Origin of the sequence: Mesorhizobium ciceri biovar biserrulae, from assembly GCF_001618845.1 — a bacterium.
Lineage (GTDB): Bacteria > Pseudomonadota > Alphaproteobacteria > Rhizobiales > Rhizobiaceae > Mesorhizobium > Mesorhizobium ciceri.
Window position 1 is genome coordinate 6,084,052 of sequence record NZ_CP015064.1, and the last position, 16,650, is coordinate 6,100,701.

Below are 16,650 nucleotides of genomic sequence, written 5' to 3' on the forward strand. Positions count from 1 at the left end.
ATGAGGGGCCTTGCTTGGGTTGTCGGCCAGCATTAGCAGGCGGAACGGCGCGGGTCGTGGGCCAAGCCAGGCAAACTGTTATCCCGGAAGCGAAGCGCGAACCTCCGAGATTGGTTGAAGCATCCCTTCCGTCGTCATCCTATGGCGGAGCAAGGAGCGTAGCGACGCGGCGCAGACCATAGGATGACGAAAGCGAGGGGGTGCTGCGCAACGCTAAAGCTTTAATTTGCCGCCCCCAGCGCCTTGTCCAACGCCGCCTTCACATCCGCCGGCCATGTCGCCACACCAGGCCACGCCTGCGGCTGGCCATTGTCGCCGCGGCGGGCGAAGTAGAGTTTGTGCTGGGCCGGGTCGACCGCCATGAAGCCGTCATTGCCGCCGCAGTCATGCGGCACGCAGCCGCTGGCGTAGAAGGCGCCCGAAGCGGTCTTTTCGGTGCCGCCGCCGACCAGCAGGCTGGTCGCCATGTCGGCCATGTCCTTGCCGAGCAGCTTTTCCGCTTCCTTGTAGACGGCCTCATTGTGGAAGGCGTCGATGATGTTCTGGTACTTTTCCGGATCGATGTCTTTCCAGTCCGTTCCGGGTTCCGGCATGTAGGTCAGATTGCCCGAAATCGTCAGCCCGTCGGTCGGCGACCATTGCAAAGCCGGCTTCTGATCTCCCGGCAACAGGTAGGGCACGAAATAGATGGCGTTGTCGGACACCGCCGAGGGCGGCGCGCCGCACTGGTCCTGCTCGACCGTGGTGCTCTGGATCGTGCCGCCTTCCGGTTTCCAGACGATCACCGTCGCCGGCCCGCATTGATTGCCGCCGTCGCCGACATCGAACAGCGCCACCTTGACGCCGCCGACCTCGACTGTTTTGTCGAAGAAGACATCGTAATTGCTGGCCAGCTGCTGACCGTCATAGGCGAGCACCTTCTCGCCGTACTGTTCCTTCTGGGTGATGGTCAGCGTGCCGCCTTCGAATGGGACGGGAGCTTGCTTGTCGTCATCGGAAGCATCGGCGGCGTTCGTCCCCTGATCGGCGGACGGCTGCTCCGTCGCCGGGGCCGGCTGTGTGGCGGGCGTCTGGGTCTGCGCAGACGCGCTGGCGATTTGCCCCAGCAACAAGGCCAGCCCGCAAAGGCCGGCAAGAAGCGAACGTGTCATGACTGTCCCTCCACTCAGTCGCCGCGAACCGGCCCGAAAGGCCAGATCCATCCGTCCGGAGCGCGCCGCTCAGGCCCAGGGGCGCTGTTCGGCGTTGCGCTTCTCGAACGAAGCGATGGCGCCGGCTTTCTCCATGGTCAGGCCGATGTCGTCGAGCCCGTTGAGCAGGCAGTGCCGCTTGAAGTCGTCGAGGTCGAATTTGACCACGCCGCCATCCGGCCCACGGATTTCCTTGGCTTCGAGGTCTACCGACACCGTGGCATTGGAGCCGCGCGAGGCGTCGTCCATCAGCTTCTCGAGATCCTCGGGGCTGACGGTGATCGGCAGGATGCCGTTCTTGAAGCAGTTGTTGTAGAAAATGTCGGCGAACGAGGTCGAGATGACGCAGCGAATACCGAAGTCGAGCAGCGCCCACGGCGCATGCTCTCGGCTGGAGCCGCAGCCGAAATTGTCGCCGGCGACCAGGATCTGCGCCTTGCGGTAGGCCGGCTTGTTGAGCACGAAATCCGGGTTTTCCGAACCGTCGTCCTTGTAGCGCATTTCGGCGAACAGGCCGGTGCCGAGCCCGGTGCGCTTGATCGTCTTGAGATAATCCTTGGGGATGATCATGTCGGTGTCGACATTGACGATCGGCATCGGAGCGGCGACGCCGGTGAGCTTGGTGAATTTTTCCATGGCTTTTGCCCGTGTTTTCGTTGCGGGGGAATTTGCTGAGGCCCGGTTTACACAAAGCCGGCGGCAAATAAAAGGCAACTGTTCGTGCATGGTGGCACAAGCCAGCCCGATGGTGCAATCTGGCGGCCATGGCAGAAAACGCACACGTCCTCTACGAAAGAGAACCCGCGCTCGACATCGCCGAATTCCGTCGCGTGCTGGTCGAATCCGGCCTCGGCGAAACACGGCCGATCGATGATGAAGCGCGGCTGCGGGCGATGCTGTCGGGCGCCAATCTGGTGCTGACCGCGCGCCTTGATATTCAGGGCAAGCCGCTGATCGGCGTCATCAGGGCGATCACCGACTTCTCCTGGGTCTGCTACATCTCCGAACTCGCCGTTTCCCGATCGGCACAGGGGCTCGGCATCGGCAAGGGCCTGATGGACGAGGCGCGCCGGCAGCTTGGACCATCGGTCGCCATCAGCCTGATCTCCATGCCCGATGCCGTAGGCTTCTACGAACGTATCGGCATGAAGCGCATGGCCGACGCCTTCTGGTTCGACCGCAAGGGCTGAGGCTCGCTGGAAATACTGTTCCGCAACCGTGGCGATCCTTCGCGCCAGCGTCAAAAAGGACATTCCCTTTGCCCGCTCAAATCACATTCAATTCCCGGAACGCCCTTCCCTCCGCCACCCGCTCATACCCGAACGCCGAGCAATCCACCGTGCGATAACCGCCATGCACGATCAGCTCGGCCAGCGCTTTGCCCACTGCTGGCGCCTGCTGCAGGCCGTGGCCGGAAAAGCCGTTGGCGAACAGGAAATTGCCGACGTCGGGATGCGGACCGATCACCGCGTTCTGGTCGAGCGTGTTGTAGTCGTAGTGGCCGGCCCAGGCACGGGTCGGCTTGATCGCCTCGAAGGCGGGAATACGGGTCGCCAGCACCGGCCAGATCACCTCTTCGAACAGTGGCCAGTCTACCTCGAAGTCGCCGGGATCGGGTGCGCAGTCGCCTTCCTCCGGTTCGGCGCCGCCGGTGAGGTAGACCGAGCCTTCCGGACGGACATAGATGCCGGAGGGATCGACCAGCAGCGGCATGTCGGCATATTTCTCGCGCGCCTCGAAGACGAAGACATTGCGCTTGCGCGGCTCGACCGGCAGCTCGAGCCCGGCCATGGCAGCCACCTTGCCGGCGTTAGGGCCGGCGGCGTTGACGACGATGCCAGCCTCCAGCGTCTCGCCATTGCCCAGGCTCACTCCCGTGACGCGGTTGCCATCGCGCGCGATGCCGGTGACATCTGCGGCGATGAAATCGACTTTCTTCTGCCGCAGCGCCTTGCGGAACAGCGTCAGCATCGCATGCGCGTCGAACCAGCCTTCGCCGGTGCGGCCATAGGCGCCGGCTGAAATGCCCTCGGTCGACAGCCATGGGAACCGGCGCACCAGCTGATCCGCGTCCTCCAGCACAATGTCGGCGCCCTCGGCGATCTGCGCCTGGTGATTGCTCCTCAGGATCGGCAAGCCGTCCTCGCCGGCAAGGATGAGGTAGCCGCCCTCGCGAAAGCCGATATCGGCGTCATCCCCGAACTCTTCCTTCAGCCGCCGGAACAGCTTCAGCGTGAACTGCGACAGGCGGATGTTTTCCGGGATCGAGAATTGCTGGCGGATCGAGGCCATGGACAGCGTCGTTGCCGCATGCGCGAATTGCGGATCACGCTCGATCAGCGCGATCGTGCCGGAAAACCCTTGCTCACGCAGGTAATAGGCGACCGAGGAGCCGACGATGGCTCCGCCGATGATGACGATGTCGTAGCGCATGTTCTCTCCGATCCGGCCGATAGTGTCCTTCATGCCACCGGCAGAATGACCTCGAAGCGCGTGCCGCGCTCGCTGTCAACCAGCGCGATCATACCATCATGCGCTTTCAGGAGGGCCAGCACGATGCCGAGGCCCATGCCGGTGCCGCCCTGTTCGCGCCGCGTGGTGAAGAACGGCTCGAAAATGCGCGCCCGGTTGCTCGGCGAAATGCCGGCACCGTCGTCGCTGACCAGGATGCTCGCCTTGCCGCCGGCGCTCGTAGCGGAGACAGAAACCTGCATCGCGCCATGCCTGGCCGAATTGTCGATGAGATTGGCCAGCACGATAGCCGCGTTCTCGGCCGATATGCGCAATCTGATGTCGCCGCCGGCCCCGATGCTAACCGCGAGCCTGTTGTCGACGGGCAGCAGCGACAGTGCCGCACCGAGCGATGTGCTTTCGCCGCTCGGCGCCAGGTTTTCGGCGCGTGCCAGGTCGAGCAGGCGCCGCACCAGCAGATTGAGCCGCCCCGCATCGGTGACGATATTGTTGGAGAAACGCCGCCGCTCCGCATCGTCCATCGCGCCACCGGAATCGCGCAGCAATTCGGCCGCGCCCTGGATCGCCGTCAGCGGCGATTTGAGCTCATGCGAGACATGTGTGGCGAAAGTCTGGACCGAGTCCGAGCGCGCCTGAAGCTTCTCGGCCATGTCGAGGAAGGCGGCGGACAGCTCCGCCATCTCTCGCGTGCCGTGGTGGTCGAGCGGCCGGATCGCCGTGCGGTCGCCGGCGGCGATGCGCTCGGTGCGGTCGATCAGCGCATAGATCGGCCGGCTGACGGTGCGCAGGAAGATGAGACCGATGAGCAGCGTGCCGCCGAGAATGGCGATCGCCGCCAACGTCACCTTGCCACGTTCGCCATAGAGATGCTTGATGATGTTGTTGGGCGTCCGCGACACATAGACGACGCCGGCGACCTGGCCGTCGACAGCGACCGGCAGGGCGACGAAGACACGCACCTTGGTGCCGCGGCTGACCGAATAGAGCGGTGGCGTCGGCTGGTCGGGAATGCGCAGCCTGAGCGCGCTGGCATAGTGGCCGGCAAGTGCTGTGCGCACCTCTTCGACCGCACTGAGCGACTGGCCGACCTCGCCGCGCCCGGCAATGACGACGCCCCGGGGGTCGAGCAGCCGGAAGCCGGCCAACGTGGTTTTCTGGGTGGCGTCGAGGATGCCGGACAGGCGCGCGCCGATCACCGCGAAGGCGGGATCGACGATCGCCGGCATCGCCGCCGGCCGGGTCGGCAGGACATAATCCGAGGCAAGATCGAGCTGCGGTTCGATTGGCCTGTAGAGCGGGTCCGGATTGACGCTGCGGCTTGAATCCCCACTTGGCTCCGGCATCGGCGCACCGAGCTTTTCCGGTGGGATGCCGGCGTCACGTACATCCCGCGCATAGATGGCGGCGATGGCAGCGCCTTGCGCGATCAGCTCCGCCTCGGTCTGGCGGATCAGCTGGTTCTCGTAGAGGCGGAAGAAGAACAGGCCGACCAGTGGCAAGGCCATCACCATGATCAGGATGGCGACGACGACCGTGGCAAGCCGTGGCCGCCATTTGCGGCCGATCCATTTGCTGGAGGCCGTCAGCCGCATCGGCCAAGCCGGAAGCCGACGCCATGCACCGTCTCGATGACATCAGGGCAACCCACGGCTGCCAGTTTGGCGCGGATGTTGCGGATGTGGCTGTCGACGGTGCGGCCGGCGACGTGGATGTTTGCGGCATAGGCGCTGGCCGTCACCGCGTCGCGGTCGAGCACATGCGCCGGCCGCGCCAGGAACCCCTTCAGGATCGAGAACTCTATTCCTGTCAACGATAACGGCTTGCCGTCGAAGCTGGCGGTATGGCTGGCCGGCGCCAGAGCCAGTTTGCCATGCGAAAACCGCCTGTCGTCGGCCGGTTCGGGCACCGCCGGGCGGGCGCGCCGCAGGATGACGTTGACGCGGGCAACCAGCTCGCGCGGGCTGAATGGTTTCGTCACATAGTCGTCGCCGCCCATTTCGAGCCCGAGGATGCGGTCGATCTCCTCGTCGCGCGCAGAGAGGAACAGCACCGGCACATCGGATATGTGCCGCAGCCGCCGGCAGACCTCCAGCCCGTCCATTTCCGGCATGCCGATATCGAGCACGACGAGGTCCGGTGCCCGGCGGCCGATTGCCTGCAAGGCGGCGGCACCGTCGGCCACCCCTGTCGTTTTCATGCCGGCCTTCTCCAAGGCAAAGCAGATCACCTCGCGGATGTGCGGGTCATCGTCGGCGACGAGGATGTGATGCGGCATGGATCAGCGGCCCGGCATGGAAGGTTCGATAGCGGAGGGAATCACGAACGGCTCCTTGGTGTCGAGATATCGAAGCAGCCGCCAGTCGCGAAAGCTCCAGGCCCGCCAGTTCTGCTGGATAGTTCGATACCAGATTTCGTCGCTGCCGCGCACGCCGGCCAGTTCGCGGACAGTGCCGGCGGCCGCCGTCTTGCCCTGGTGCTCGAGGAAGCGATCAAGCGCGGGAAACGCGCCCGGACCGAGCGAGTGAAGATACCAGGCGTCTAGGGGAATGCCCTGGCCGGTCATTTCGAGGGAATGGTCGACATTGTAGTTGGCGATCGTTGCTGCGAAATTGATGAAACAGCCGGCATAAAGCGTCAGGGATAACGTCAGAAGATTGGCGGACAGCAGCCATTCGTTGGATTTTCTAAGCGCGATGCGGGCAATGATCAGGGCAAGGCCTGCTGCCACCAGCCCCATCCAGACAAAGGCGGCGACGCGCCAGTAGGTCAATGCATAGATGCCGATATAGAGGTCGAGCCGCAGGATCGACGAGATGACCAGCATGATGTTCTGCGCCACCCAGGCATAGACCAGCCGGCGGATCAGCGGATCGGCCGAGGTTTCGCTGCCGGGTCGCAGCGCTGCCAGCACGAAGCCGGCGGCAAGCAGTGCCGTGACGATCAAGGGATAGGCGCCACGATGCGCGTAGGAGGCGTAGCTCAGCCCATCGGGAAGCGCTGCCCCGCCCCACAGATAGGCGGCGTCGAGCGCCGTCTGCAGCGCAAACAGGATGTTGAAGACGATCAGGGCGCGCAGGATGGCGGCCTTGCCGAACAGGATGTCTTCGATGGTGGTGGCGGTTTTGCCGGCTTGAGCGCTGACCGCCGGCAACGCGCGCGGGATGCGGCGAATCAGGCGCGGCAGGCGCGGTCGCAGAAAAGCCCAGACAGCGGCGAGCACGAACAGCCAGAAGGCAATCCGCGCCAGCTGGATAAGATCGAGCAGCCTCACGAGATCGATCAGCGACAGCCAATAGTCGATGACCGGATTGGCGGCACCGAACAGCGCCAGGAAGACCGCGCCCAGCGTCAGCGGCATCACCCAGACGGCGATCGCCGCCAGCCGGATGCGACGCCCACCGAACCGCCGCGCCGTCCTGCGCCAGCGGATGAAATCAATGACGAAGCGGAACGGCGCCGCCAGCCCGAACAGCACGATCTGCCCGGCAATGCGGGCGATGCTGTGCCGCAGCCGGCCGCTCAACGAAAGCGCGAAGACGGTCAGCGCCGCCAGCGCGATCGAGACCGACAGGGTGCTGACGTTTTCAGCCAGCGGCAGCAGCGCGACAAGCATGGCGATGGGCTTGAGCCAGACCCGGCCGTCGTTGAAGGCGGCCGGGTGCACAGCCACGACCGCCGCGGCAATCAGCAGGGCGAACAGGAAAACCGTGATCCCGGCGGGCTGGCCATAGAACAGAAAATCCGCGAGCGCTGCCAGCAGGATGGCGACACCGAAACGGCTGCAATAGCTCGGCGCGGCGGAGAACAACGCTGTCATGACCTGGCTTTCCTGATGGCTTCCAGCCGAACCGTTGGCGGGCTTCTGCGGACAAAGGGAATGAGGGTTGCGACGGGACACGCGCGCGGCGGATCGGCCAGCCACCAGCCCTCGCTACGCAGTCGGTGAGGCAGGGACCAACGGGGCTTTGCTCGCTTGTGCATGCCGCTTGTCTCGCAAGCGGGCGGGGAAACGGCAGGGCGGATCCGAGGAGGTTTTCCGCAGGCCCGTGCAGTTTTCGTGCAGGGGTAAACGCTGCCGATCTCCCCCCTCGAGGGGGGAGATTGGTAGCTTCATGCCCCGACTTGCCTCGACCAACCACAAGCGGCATAGATCATCCATGGAAACCTATCGCCCGCGCCGCTCCGTGCTCTACATCCCGGCCTCCAGCGACAAGGCCTTGGCCAAGATCGCGCAGCTTGCCTGCGATGCCATCATCATCGACCTGGAAGACGCCGTCGCTCCGGCCGACAAGATCGCCGCCCGCGAAAAACTGGCCGGCATTTTCGCCGGCCATTCCGAGAGACGCTGCGAGATGATCGTGCGCATCAATGCGATATCAGGCGAATGGGGCGCCGACGACCTGCTGGCGGCCGCAAGCTGCGAACCCGACGGCATCCTTCTGCCCAAGGTCGACACGCCGCGCGACCTGCTCGAGGCCGGCGACGTGCTTGACGACAATTTTACCCCCGACAGCGTGAAACTATGGGCGATGATCGAGACGCCCAAGGCGCTGCTCAACATCGGCGCCATCGCCGAACTTGGCCGCGATCCGGCCTCGCGGCTCAATTGTTTCGTTGCCGGAACGAATGATCTGGTCAAGGAGACCGGCATTCTGGCGACGCCTGACAGGCGCTACCTCGTGCCATGGCTGATGCAGATGGTGCTGGCCGCACGCGCCGGCGGCATCGACATGCTCGACGGCGTCTCCAACGATTTTCGCGACCTCGACGCCTTCGCCCATGAATGCGCGGAAGCCGCGGCCATGGGGTTCGACGGCAAGAGCCTCATCCACCCGGCCCAGATCGAAGCCGCCAACCGCGCCTTCGTGCCGTCCACGGAAGCGGTGGCCGAGGCACGCTCGGTGAAGGAAGCCTTCGCGCTCGCCGAGAATGCCGGCAAGGGTGTGATCGCGCTGAACGGCAGGATGGTCGAACGGCTGCACCTGGCGCAGGCCGAAAAACTGCTGGCGAAGGCAGCCGCCATCGGGTCATAAATGCTCGATGGATGCGAGCGGGCTACAGCTACTCACGACAGGAATTGAACAATGAAACTCTACCGCTTTCTGTCCGCTCCGGACGATGCCAGCTTCTGCCACAAGGTGACAGCGGCGCTGAACAAGGGCTGGCATCTGTTCGGCTCGCCGACCTATGCCTACGACAAGAAGGCCAAAGCGATGCGTTGCGGCCAGGCCGTGGTCAAGGATATCGACGGTCAGGAATACGGGCCCGATACCAAGCTGAGTGACTGGTAGATTTGAAAAGCTCCGACGCAGGGTGTGTTGAGATTCAGGTCAGGCCGAGTCGAAAATGGTGGTTTCCGAGAACCGGAGCGGAGCGTACTTTTGGGTACGTGAGCACAGTTCTACCGCGACGCGGTAGAGCGGGGAAGCGCAGGAAGCCATCATTTGCAGGCGGGCATCACCTGAATATCAGCGCACCCTACTCCGCCGCCTCTTCGATCTTCTCCATATCTTCGTCCGACAGGCCGAAATGGTGGCCGATCTCGTGGATCAGCACGTGGGTGACGATGTCGCCCAGCGTCTCTTCGTTCTCGGACCAGTAATCGAGGATGGCGCGGCGGTAGAGCGTGATGCGGTTCGGGCCTTCGCCGGTCTGCGGGTTCCAGCGCTCGGCGATGCCGCGTCCCTCGAACAGGCCGAGCAGGTCGAATGGCGTTTCCAGCGACAGATCGTCCATGATTTCGTCGGTTGGGAATTCGGCGATCTGGATGACGATCTCGCCGGTCAGCTTGCGAAAATCCTCCGGCAGATGGGCGTACGCCTCCAGCGCCAGGAACTCCATTTCGTCCATCGAGGGCGAGAGTTCGTCGTGCCAGGTGCGGGTCTTGTAGATGCGGGCCATGCTTTGTCCTTTGATCCCGGCATATAGGCTTTCGCACCGGAATCGGCAAATGAACGGGCCGATGCGCCTGCGCCATCCCTGCAGAGAGGAATAAATTCCCCATGACTCTGCTTGACTCTTGGGATGCGCTCTGGAATCTATAGGAACATAACAGGAACAATTGTGAATGGAAGCTGACCGTCATGGCGATGACCGCCGTGGCGCGGGAGACTGTTTTTGCCCTGCGCCGCCAGATCGCGAAAATCGAGGGAACGCTGCCCGAGCGCTTGGCTGCGCCGGCAGCCGCACCCTTTGATGCTGACGTCAACACTGATCTCACAATCGTCCGGCGTGGCATTGCCGCGGCGTTGCCGGATGCGTTCCTGCCTATCGGCGTTGGGCGCCTCGATGCCGCCCTGAGCGGCGGGCTGCCGAAGGCCGCCCTGAGCGAAATCCATGGGCTTGAAACCCGCGATGCCGGGGCCGTCGCCGGCTTCGCTTTGTCGCTCACCAGCCTGATCCTCAAGCAAACGCCGGGGCTGCCGGTGCTGTGGATCGGCACATCGGAGATTTTTCGCGAGGCCGGCTTTCCCTATGCCAGGGGGCTTCACGCCTCGTTCGGCATCGAGCCGGAGCAATTGCTGTTTTCCGAGGCGCCAAGGCTCGTCGATGCACTGTGGGTCGCCGAGGAGGCGGCCCGGATGACGGCGCTCGCCGCCGTCATCCTGGAAATCCGCGGCAATCCGCAGCGGCTTGACCTGACCGCGACACGCCGGCTGCATGCAAGGGCGCAAGCGGCCGGCCGGCCGGTGTTCCTGCTGCGGCAGGCGGCTGGGCCCGAACCGACGGCGGCACCCGTCCGCCTCATCGTCGCCTCGGCGCCGGCGGTGCCGCGCGACACCATCGCCGGGCCGCTGGCCGGCTCGATCGGCCGCCCGGCCTTCACCCTCACCATCGGCAAGAGCCGCACGGCCCTGCCTGGACAATTCACACTGGAGTGGAACCCCGATGAACGCGCATTCGACGAAAGAGCGGGCGACGAAGGAGCAGGTGGGGAAAGAAACCGGCCAAAGAATCCTGTCCCTGTGGTTTCCCTATCTGGCGGCGGAAAGGATCCTGCGCCAGCGTCTGGGGCGGTCCTGGCGTTCCCGGCCGTCGGATCACCCCTCTCACCCGCCGCTCGTGATCAGCCATCGCGACCGCAACGCACAGCGCATCTCGGCCCTCGACGAGCGGGCTGAGGCGCTGCACCTGAAGCGCGACATGGGCATCGCCGATGCGCGCGCCATGCATCCGTCGATCGACGTCGTCGAGGCCGATCCGGAAGCCGATCGCCGCCTGCTCGAAGGCCTCGCCGACTGGTGCGACCGCTACACCCCGCTGGTGGCGCTGGACGGGGCAGACGGCCTGTTTCTCGACGTCACCGGCTGCACCCATCTGTTCGGCGGCGAGCGCGCCATGCTGGACGACATCCTGTCGCGCTTCTTCCATCAGGGTTTCGATGTCCGCGCCGGGCTTGCCGCGACGCCGGGCGCTGCCTGGGCGGCGGCACGCTTTTGCGGCGACCGCATCATTGTGTCAGGCGAGGAGGAGGCGCTGCTGGCGCCCCTGCCGCTGGCCGCGCTGCGCATAGAACCTTCGACCCGCACCAGCCTGGAAAGTGTGGGCCTGCGCACGGCGGGCGCCGTCATGGCGGCACCGCGCGCGCCGCTCGCCCGCCGCTTCGGCGCCCTGCTGCTCCTGCGCCTCGACCAGGCGCTTGGCCGGCTCGACGAGGCGGTGTCGCCGCGCCTGCCCGTCGCGCCGCTTTCGGTCGAACGCCACCTCGCCGAACCCGTCACCCTGACCGAGGACATCGAACGGCTGGTGGGCATGCTGGCGGCGACCTTGAAGACCGACCTCGAGCGCCGCGGCGAGGGCGCCCGGACGCTGGCGCTGCTGCTCTTTCGCGTCGACGGCGCCGTCAGCCGCATCGCGCTCGGTACCTCGCGGCCGATGCGCGAACCCATGCTGATCCAGAAACTGTTCCATGAAAGGCTGGCCGCGCTCGAACAGGATATCGATGCCGGCTATGGTTTCGATCTGGTGCGGCTCTCGGTGTTGGCATCAGCCACCTTCGACATGCAGCAGGCCGATCTTGCCGGCGAGGTGACCGACGACGGCGCCGATATCGCGCTGTTCGCCGACCGCATCCGCGCCCGGCTCGGCGATGGCGCGGTTCTCCGGCCGGTCGCGGTCGAAAGCCATCTGCCGGAGCGTGCCGTCGCCACCATCCCCTTCACCGACGCGCCGTGCCGGACCACGCCGCCGAAGAAGCCGGACAGGCTGCAGGCACCAAAAACCATATTTCCGCCGGAACGACCGATCCGGCTGTTCCGCTCGCCCGAACCCATCGATGTGCCGGCCACCGAAATGCCGGAAGGACCGCCGCTGAACTTCCGCTGGCGGCGCGCGCTCTACCGGGTCAAGCGCGCCGAAGGGCCGGAACGCATCGCCGCCGAATGGTGGCGGGAAGCGCCAAGCGACGAGGCGGCATCGACGCGCGACTATTTCCGCATCGAGGATGCCGACGGCCGCCGCTACTGGCTCTACCGGCAAGGCCTCTACGGCGGCGCCTCGCAAGTCCCGCCGCGCTGGTTCCTGCATGGAGTCTTCGCATGAACGCGCTGACCGTCATTCCCTATGCCGAGTTCGGCATCCAGTCGAATTTCTCCTTCCTGCGCGGCGCCTCCAAGCCGGAGGAGCTGGTGGTCGCGGCCAAGCTCCTGGGCTTCTCGGCGATCGGACTTGCCGACCGCAACACGGTGGCCGGCGTGGTGCGCGCCTGGCAGCAGGCCAAGGTCGAAAAACTCTCCTATCACCCCGGCTGCCGGCTGGTTTTTGACGACGGCACGCCGGACATCCTCGCCTATCCCCAGGACCGCAAGGGCTGGGGGCACCTCTGCCGCATGCTGACGCAAGCCAATCTGCGCGACGAGAACGAAAAAGGCGCCACCCTTCTCCAGCGCGGCGACCTGCTCGAATGGGGTGACCTGATGTCGCTGGCGGTCCTGCCCGGTCTGTCGACGGGGGCGCAAGACAGTCTTGCCTTGCTTGGTGAGCTCAAGGGCCGTTTCGGCAGGAACCTGCGGCTTGGCGTTTCGCCCGACTACGCCGGCAATGACCGTTTCCGCATCGAGCAGGCGGCAGCACTTGCCGAGAGCGCCGGCATTCCGCTGATGGCGACCAACGACGTTCTTTATCACACCGCCGAACGACGCCCGTTGCAGGACGTGCTGACCGCGATCCGCCTCAACACGCCCGTTGCCGAGGTCGGGCTGCAACTCTCCGCCAATGCCGAGCGCCATCTGAAGCCGCCGATGGAGATGGGCCGCCTGTTCCGCCGGCATCCGCAGGCGCTGGCCGAGACGCTGCGGTTTGCGCAAGAGCTGACTTTTTCGCTTGGCGACCTCCAGTACAACTACCCCGACGAGCCGACGGAATCGGGTCTTGGTCCACAGGCTGAGCTGGCGCGACTGGCTCGGGAGGGGGCGGCGAACCGCTATCCGGCTGGTGTGCCGGATTCCGTGACCAAGCGCATCGAGGAAGAGCTCGCTTTGATCGAACGCCTCAACTATGCCCGCTATTTCCTGACTGTCTACGACATCGTCAAGTTCGCGCGCAGCAAGGATATTCTCTGCCAGGGACGTGGATCAGCCGCCAATTCGGTCGTCTGCTTCTGCATCGGCATCACCGAAGTGGGGCCGGAAAAAATCGATTCGCTCTTCGAGCGCTTCATTTCCGAGGAGAGAAACGAACCGCCGGATATCGACGTCGATTTCGAGCACGAAAAGCGCGAAACCGTAATCCAGTACATCTACGAGAAATACAGCGGCAAGCGCACGGCACTTGCCGCCGCCGTCATCAGCTATCGCGGCCGGTCGGCGCTGCGCGAAGTGTCGAAGGCGATGGGCCTGTCCGAGGATGTCAGGGCATCGCTTTCCGGCTCGATCTGGGGTTGGTCGACATCGGAGCTTGGCGAGAAGGAAGCCCGCGCCGGCGGCCTCGACCGCACCGACCCGGTGTCGAGGCACGTGATGGAGCGTGCCAATGAGATCATGGGCTTCCCCCGCCATCTCTCCCAGCATGTCGGCGGCTTCGTCATCACCAGGGACCGGCTCGACGAGATTGTGCCCATCGTCAAGACGGCGATGGACGAGCGCAAGATGGTCGAATGGGACAAGGACGATCTCGACGCGGTGAAAATCTTGAAAGTCGACGTGCTGGCGCTCGGCATGCTGACCTGCCTGCAACGCGCCTTCACCTTGCTCACGGATCACTATCCTAATGCGCGGGATGATTATGGGCAGCCCTATGTGTTGGCCACCCTGCCGCCGGAGGACAGGCAGGTCTACAAGATGATCTGCCGCGCCGACACGCTCGGCGTCTTCCAGATCGAATCGCGGGCGCAGATGTCGATGCTGCCGCGTCTCAAGCCAGACAATTTTTACGATCTCGTCATCGAGGTGGCGATCGTTCGGCCGGGCCCGATCCAGGGCGATATGATCCATCCCTATCTGCGCCGCCGGCAAGGCAAGGAACAGGCCGAGTATCAAAAGCCGGAGCTGGAAGCGATCCTCAAGAAAACGCTTGGCGTACCGCTGTTCCAGGAACAGGCGATGAATATCGCCATCGTCGCCGGCGGTTTCAAACCGGGCGAAGCCGATGAACTGCGCCGCGCCATGGCCACCTTCAAGCGCACCGGCACCATCGGCAATTACCGCGACCGTATGATCAATGGCATGGTCGGCAAGGGCTACACGAAGGACTTCGCCGAGCGCTGCTTCAAGCAGATCGAGGGCTTTGGCGAATACGGCTTTCCTGAAAGCCATGCTGCTTCCTTCGCCCTGCTCGTCTATGCCTCCTGCTGGTTCAAGACCTTCTATCCCGACGTGTTCTGCGCCGCGATCCTGAATTCGCAGCCGATGGGGTTTTACCAGCCGGCCCAACTCGTGCGCGACGCAAGCGACCATGGCGTCGGCATCCGCGACGTCGACGTCAATTTTTCGGTGTGGGATTGTACGTTGGAAAAGGCGCCATTCGATCCGGCCCGCATCCTGCCACGCCATGCCGAAATGCGCGGCGTCATCGAGACAAATCATGCGCTGCGGCTCGGCTTCAGGCAGATCAAGGGCCTGTCGAAGGAGCGCATGGAGGCTTTCGTCGAGCGGCGCGGCTCAGGCTATGTATCCGTCAGGGATGTCTGGCTGCGCTCCGGCCTCGATGTCGGCGAGATCGAAAAACTGGCGCAGGCCGATGCCTTTCGCTCGCTCGGTCTTGACCGTCGCGAAGCCCTGTGGGCGGTGCGCGCGCTCGACGGCAAGAGCGCCGCCGAAAGGCTGCCGCTGTTCGACCAGCCGGCGCTTCGCCTGCGCGAGCTGGAACCGGAGACGAGGCTGCCGAAAATGCCGCTCGGCGAGCATGTCATCCACGATTACCGCGCGCTCGGCCTGTCGCTGAAGGCGCATCCGGTCGCCTTCCTGCGCGAGCGGCTCGACCGCGCCGGCGTCATCCCCAATGCGAATCTTCCTTCCGTGCGCGACGGCAGGCGCGTCTCGGTCGCCGGCCTCGTGCTGGTGCGGCAGCGCCCCGGCAAGGGCAATGCGATCTTCCTGACGCTGGAGGACGACAAGGCGGTGGCCAACATCATCTTCTGGCAAAGAACCTTCGACCGCTATCGGCCTATCGTCATGGGGGCCCGGTTCGTCAAGGTAACCGGGAAATTGCAGTCGGAATCGGGTGTGGTCCACATCGTTGCCGAGAAGATCGAGGATCTGACGCCCTGGCTGACCGTGCTTCTGGAGAAGGTCAGCGAGGCTGCACCAGCGGTTCCTCCGAGAGACCTCGCCAAGGACGGTTCGGATCGCTTCAGCCCCGCCAAACAAAGCGCGCCGATCCGGCAGGATCTCGCAACGCTGTCGGAAGAAGCGGAACAGGTCATGCCCAAGGGGCGGAATTTTCAGTAGGCAAGGCCATGCCAAGAACGGAACGAAAGCGGACGTCGGCGATCCTTCGCGCCCCCCTCTGTCCTGCCGGCCTATTGGGTACAAGAAACGTGCCCCTCAGCCCGGCCCACCCAGACGCGGCGGTGGCGGGGCCAGAACATCCTCCACCGAAAGCGTCCGCGCCTCGGAAGGCAGCATGATCGGGATGCCGTCACGCACCGGATAGGCAATCTTGGCGACCCTGGAAATCAGTTCGCCGCGCTCCGGATCCCAGGCCAGCGGCCCCTTGGTCAGTGGGCAGGCCAAGAGTTCCAGCAGCTTGGGGTCGACCTTCTTCCCGTCACGTCCGTCCGCCATCGCGCCCTCTTACTGCAAACTCGACCCAAAATCCTCATTCTCGCGCGCCAGCGCCATTTCGGTGATGGCGATCAGCGTCTCGGCCCGGGTCTTCAAATCCGCCGCTTCGAGCAGCGCCTGTTTCTCGGCTGGCCCGTAGGGCGCCATCATCGACAACGCATTGACCAGCATGGCATTTTCGGCCCGGCTGACGCTTTCCCAGTCGGCCTCGAGGTCGTTGGCCTGCAGATAGGCGCGAAATGCCTTGAGCAGCGATGGCCGGTCGATCTCGTTGCCCGCCTGGTCCTCATCGAGATCGGCAAGGAAAGGCGAGGGCTTGCACTGGCGAAACGGCGTCTTGACCGTCAATTCATGGGCGATGCGGAACCGGCACACGCCCTGCAGCGAAATCAGGTAACGGCCGTCGCCGCTCTCGGAAAAGGCGATGATGCGCCCGGTGCAACCGACATTGCAGAGTTCCGGCTCGCCGTCGTCGCGCAAGGCGCCGTCGAGACTGGGCTGGATGACGCCGATGAGCCGCGAGCCGGCGATCGCCTCGTCCACCATCTGCAGATAGCGCGGCTCGAAGATGTTGAGCGGCATGCGGCCTCCCGGCAGCAAAAGCGCCCCCTCGAGCGGAAAGATAGGGATCGTCGACGGCAAATCCTTGGCGAGCCGGTAATGCGCGTTTCCCGCTTGCACCTCGTTCCTCCGATCGCGCCATCAAGAAGCGCGTGAGTTCTTGGCCCTAATCTGGCGCAATCATCGCCGACGCCAAGCCCGTGCGG

The 16,650-nt window shown here is 64.5% G+C and carries 15 protein-coding genes; 6 read left to right on the forward strand and 9 right to left on the reverse strand.

Annotation, left to right across the window (positions count from 1 at the left end):
* Positions 1-221: 221 nt before the first annotated feature.
* Entirely contained in the window at positions 222-1,151 is a 930-nt protein-coding gene (locus A4R29_RS28800; RefSeq protein WP_063173391.1) for a hypothetical protein, read from the reverse strand.
* A gap of 69 nt (positions 1,152-1,220) precedes the next feature.
* Positions 1,221-1,826, reverse strand: coding sequence for a 3-isopropylmalate dehydratase small subunit (leuD, locus tag A4R29_RS28805; RefSeq protein ID WP_013528787.1), 606 nt, complete (start codon positions 1,824-1,826; stop codon positions 1,221-1,223).
* A gap of 128 nt (positions 1,827-1,954) precedes the next feature.
* Between leuD and A4R29_RS28810 the strand changes: the two genes are divergently transcribed.
* Positions 1,955-2,380, forward strand: a complete 426-nt coding sequence (locus tag A4R29_RS28810; RefSeq protein WP_013528786.1) for a GNAT family N-acetyltransferase — start codon at positions 1,955-1,957, stop codon at positions 2,378-2,380.
* A gap of 76 nt (positions 2,381-2,456) precedes the next feature.
* Here A4R29_RS28810 and A4R29_RS28815 read toward each other — a convergent pair whose 3' ends face one another.
* From A4R29_RS28815 to A4R29_RS28830, 4 genes are read right to left on the reverse strand one after another with little or no spacing between them, the layout of a single operon-like run.
* Entirely contained in the window at positions 2,457-3,623 is a 1,167-nt protein-coding gene (locus A4R29_RS28815; RefSeq protein ID WP_013528785.1) for an NAD(P)/FAD-dependent oxidoreductase, read from the reverse strand.
* A 29-nt stretch (positions 3,624-3,652) separates the two neighbouring features.
* Complete coding sequence (locus A4R29_RS28820; RefSeq protein ID WP_013528784.1) at positions 3,653-5,254, reverse strand: ATP-binding protein; 1,602 nt, start codon at positions 5,252-5,254, stop codon at positions 3,653-3,655.
* A complete protein-coding gene (locus A4R29_RS28825; protein WP_013528783.1) occupies positions 5,245-5,937 on the reverse strand; it encodes a response regulator transcription factor in 693 nt (230 codons plus the stop codon). The genes A4R29_RS28820 and A4R29_RS28825 overlap by 10 nt, the downstream gene beginning before the upstream one ends.
* Positions 5,938-5,940: 3 nt before the next feature.
* The gene (locus A4R29_RS28830) at positions 5,941-7,479 is read right to left on the reverse strand and encodes a DUF4153 domain-containing protein (protein WP_063173392.1); all 1,539 of its coding nucleotides are present in this window, start codon (positions 7,477-7,479) and stop codon (positions 5,941-5,943) included.
* A gap of 340 nt (positions 7,480-7,819) precedes the next feature.
* Here A4R29_RS28830 and A4R29_RS28835 point away from each other — a divergent pair, with 340 nt between their 5' ends.
* Both A4R29_RS28835 and A4R29_RS28840 read left to right on the forward strand, forming a co-directional pair.
* Positions 7,820-8,695 (forward strand): HpcH/HpaI aldolase/citrate lyase family protein, encoded by an 876-nt coding sequence (locus A4R29_RS28835; RefSeq protein WP_024504050.1) that lies wholly within the window; start codon positions 7,820-7,822, stop codon positions 8,693-8,695.
* A 51-nt stretch (positions 8,696-8,746) separates the two neighbouring features.
* Entirely contained in the window at positions 8,747-8,953 is a 207-nt protein-coding gene (locus A4R29_RS28840; protein ID WP_013528780.1) for a DUF1737 domain-containing protein, read from the forward strand.
* A gap of 187 nt (positions 8,954-9,140) precedes the next feature.
* Here A4R29_RS28840 and A4R29_RS28845 read toward each other — a convergent pair whose 3' ends face one another.
* On the reverse strand, positions 9,141-9,563 hold the full coding sequence (locus A4R29_RS28845) for a metallopeptidase family protein (protein WP_013528779.1): 423 nt from the start codon (positions 9,561-9,563) through the stop codon (positions 9,141-9,143).
* A gap of 182 nt (positions 9,564-9,745) precedes the next feature.
* Between A4R29_RS28845 and A4R29_RS28850 the strand changes: the two genes are divergently transcribed.
* The 3 genes from A4R29_RS28850 to A4R29_RS28860 are packed head-to-tail and all read left to right on the forward strand — an operon-like array spanning position 9,746 to position 15,547.
* Positions 9,746-10,783: an ImuA family protein gene (locus A4R29_RS28850; protein WP_063173393.1), complete on the forward strand. Its 1,038-nt coding sequence runs from the start codon at positions 9,746-9,748 to the stop codon at positions 10,781-10,783.
* Positions 10,725-12,203 (forward strand): DUF6504 family protein, encoded by a 1,479-nt coding sequence (locus tag A4R29_RS28855; protein ID WP_063173394.1) that lies wholly within the window; start codon positions 10,725-10,727, stop codon positions 12,201-12,203. The genes A4R29_RS28850 and A4R29_RS28855 overlap by 59 nt, the downstream gene beginning before the upstream one ends.
* On the forward strand, positions 12,200-15,547 hold the full coding sequence (locus A4R29_RS28860) for an error-prone DNA polymerase (protein WP_063173395.1): 3,348 nt from the start codon (positions 12,200-12,202) through the stop codon (positions 15,545-15,547). Before A4R29_RS28855 ends, A4R29_RS28860 begins: the two co-directional genes overlap by 4 nt.
* A gap of 96 nt (positions 15,548-15,643) precedes the next feature.
* On the opposite strand, the gene A4R29_RS28865 is transcribed toward A4R29_RS28860, so the two are convergent.
* Entirely contained in the window at positions 15,644-15,883 is a 240-nt protein-coding gene (locus tag A4R29_RS28865; protein WP_013528775.1) for a Trm112 family protein, read from the reverse strand.
* 9 nt (positions 15,884-15,892) lie between these two features.
* Positions 15,893-16,564 carry an LON peptidase substrate-binding domain-containing protein gene (locus A4R29_RS28870; RefSeq protein WP_024504054.1) on the reverse strand — a complete coding sequence of 224 codons (672 nt, stop codon included), beginning with the start codon at positions 16,562-16,564 and terminating at the stop codon, positions 15,893-15,895.
* Positions 16,565-16,650 lie beyond the last annotated feature (86 nt).